This window comes from Catenibacterium sp. UBA627 (assembly GCF_002299355.1).
Classification (GTDB): domain Bacteria; phylum Bacillota_I; class Bacilli_A; order Erysipelotrichales; family Coprobacillaceae; genus Catenibacterium; species Catenibacterium mitsuoka.
Map to the genome: position 1 here is coordinate 1 of NZ_DBPF01000150.1, position 2453 is coordinate 2453.

Genomic DNA, 2453 nt, shown 5'->3' on the forward strand with positions numbered 1-2453 from the left:
CAATGAAGGTAAAGAATGATTATAAAAATATGCTTAACTTTACAGAACAGCTTTCTCATGGTCATTTTGATACAGAAATAGAAGATGATCTAGGAATCTTCAATAGTATGCGTGATCGCTTAAATAACCTGAAAACTGGTTTTGAAGCAGCTGTGAAGGAAGAAACAAAATCACAGAATATGAAGACGGAACTTATTACTAATGTCTCGCATGATTTGAAAACTCCTCTTACATGTATTAAGAATTATGTTATTTTACTTAAGAATACACAAGCTGATGAAACAACAAGAACTGAATATTTAAACCAATTAGAAAAATATACAAATAGACTCTCTAATCTTATTCAAGATCTTTTTGATGTTTCTAAAGCAACAAGCGGTAATATTGACCTACATCCTATTGATTTAAGATTACAAGCGTTAGTTGATCAATCCTTAGCTGAATGTATTGAAGTCTTAGAATCTAAGGATATTCAGGTTATTAAGAATGTCGAGGATGTTGTCGTACACTTAGATGGAGATAAGACATACCGTGTCTTTGAAAACCTATTAACTAATATTGGAAAGTATGCCATGCCACATAGTCGTGCTTATATTGATATTCATGAGGAAGAAGACTATGTTTCAATCATATTCAAGAATATGAGTGAGGTAGAAATGAACTTCTCTAGCGAAGAAATCCAGGAGCGTTTTGTACGTGGAGATAAATCCCGCCATGAAACAGGTAGTGGCCTAGGACTTGCCATTGCGAAAAGTTTTGTTGTTGCTCAGGGTGGTACATTTGATATAGAAATAGATGGTGATCTCTTTAAAGTCATCATGACTTTCAAAAAAATAAATGTGTCAAGTGAAAATACTTGACACCTAGTTTGAATATGGTATTATAAGAAGGCAAATTAAATTAATCGGAGGAAAATACAATGGCAGTTAAATTAAGATTAAAGAGAATGGGTGCTAAGAAGTCACCATTTTATAGAATTGTTGCAGCTGATTCAAGAATGCCAAGAGATGGTCGTTTCATTGAACAGTTAGGAACTTATGATCCAAGACAGAACCCAGCTAAGGTTTCTTTAAAGAAAGAAGAAATCTTAAAGTGGTTAGGTAACGGTGCTCAGCCTTCTGACACAGTTAAGAACATCCTTTCTAAAGAAGGCGTAATCAAAGAATTTGCTGAATCTAAGAAGGCTAAATAATTATGGATTACGTTAAGGCATTACAGGACATGTGTCTTGAACTTGTCAATAATCGTGATAAGTTAGAGGTTAGAGAAATGCCTTCATTAGATGATAATGCGATTGTTCTATATGTTTATGCATCACATGATGATATTTCTAAATTAATTGGTAGAAAAGGTGTTATGGCTAATTCTATCAGACAGCTTATGTCTATAAGTACACGTGGTATGCATAAAAGATTAGATATCAAATTTGAATCATATGGTGAGGAATAAAGGAAGTGTACACTTCCTTTTTTTTGGAGGTACAAATGGAACTTGTAGAAATTGGTAAAATCATTAATACATTTGGAATCAAGGGTGATTTAAAGATTGCTTCTTCAACTGATTTTGGAGAACAGCGCTTTGCCCCTGGCAGCCATATTCTTGTTAAGACACCAAGAGAATATCTCGATTTTGAAATCAGTAAGCACTATATCCATAAGGGTCTTGATATGATTGCCTTTAAAGGATTTACAGATATTAATGAAGTAGAAAAGTATAAGGGATGTATTTGTTATGCTCCTAAAGATACGTCTTTATTACCTGAAGGCATGCATTATATTTCTGATATTGTAGATTGTGAAGTCTATAATAATGGCACTTATATTGGTAAGGTCACTGATGTATATCAGGGGGCACAGGCTATTATTGGTGTTGATGTGAATGGTAAACAGGTAATGATCCCTTATATTGATGCTTTTGTAAAGAATAAGGATATTGAACATAAGCGTATTGATGTCTCATTGATTGGAGGCTTCTTAGATGAAGATTGATGTTCTTTCATTATTTCCAGAGATGTTTGAAGGATTCTTGACAACATCTATTATTAAAAGAGCTATCGATAGTGATCATGTAGAAGTGACTATTCATGATTTTAGAGAATTTGCGACAGATCGTCATAAGAGTGTGGATGATACACCTTATGGTGGCGGACAGGGTATGGTGCTTATGTGTAAGCCATTATTAGATTGTTTAAAGACAGTAGTCACAAAGGATTCACTTGTTATTTTAATGAGTCCTCAGGGTATGACTCATCATCAGGCTTATGCGGAAGAATTGGCTTTGAAGCAGAAGCATATTGTTATTATCTGTGGTCATTATGAAGGCTTTGATGAACGTATTCGTGATTATGTAGATGTAGAACTTTCTATTGGTGATTATGTACTCACAGGTGGAGAACTTGGTGCGATGGTAGTCATGGATAGTGTGATTCGTTTACTTCATGGAGTGATTACTCA

The 2453-nt window shown here is 34.2% G+C and carries 5 protein-coding genes; all 5 read left to right on the forward strand.

All coding sequences use genetic code 11. From position 1 onward, the window contains the following. Positions 1-860 (forward strand): sensor histidine kinase (locus tag B2S90_RS10080; protein ID WP_055288880.1); only part of this gene is annotated, 860 nt, incomplete at its 5' end. 59 nt (positions 861-919) lie between these two features. Beyond that, positions 920-1192: a 30S ribosomal protein S16 gene (gene rpsP, locus B2S90_RS10085; protein ID WP_006504720.1), complete on the forward strand. Its 273-nt coding sequence runs from the start codon at positions 920-922 to the stop codon at positions 1190-1192. Positions 1193-1194: 2 nt separating this feature from the next. Then, positions 1195-1449 carry a KH domain-containing protein gene (locus tag B2S90_RS10090; protein ID WP_055233984.1) on the forward strand — a complete coding sequence of 85 codons (255 nt, stop codon included), beginning with the start codon at positions 1195-1197 and terminating at the stop codon, positions 1447-1449. A gap of 35 nt (positions 1450-1484) precedes the next feature. Further along, positions 1485-1988, forward strand: a complete 504-nt coding sequence (gene rimM, locus B2S90_RS10095) for a ribosome maturation factor RimM (protein ID WP_286696998.1) — start codon at positions 1485-1487, stop codon at positions 1986-1988. Next, on the forward strand, positions 1978-2453 hold a 476-nt coding region (gene trmD, locus B2S90_RS10100; protein ID WP_286696999.1), incomplete at its 3' end, for a tRNA (guanosine(37)-N1)-methyltransferase TrmD. The genes rimM and trmD, both read left to right, overlap by 11 nt.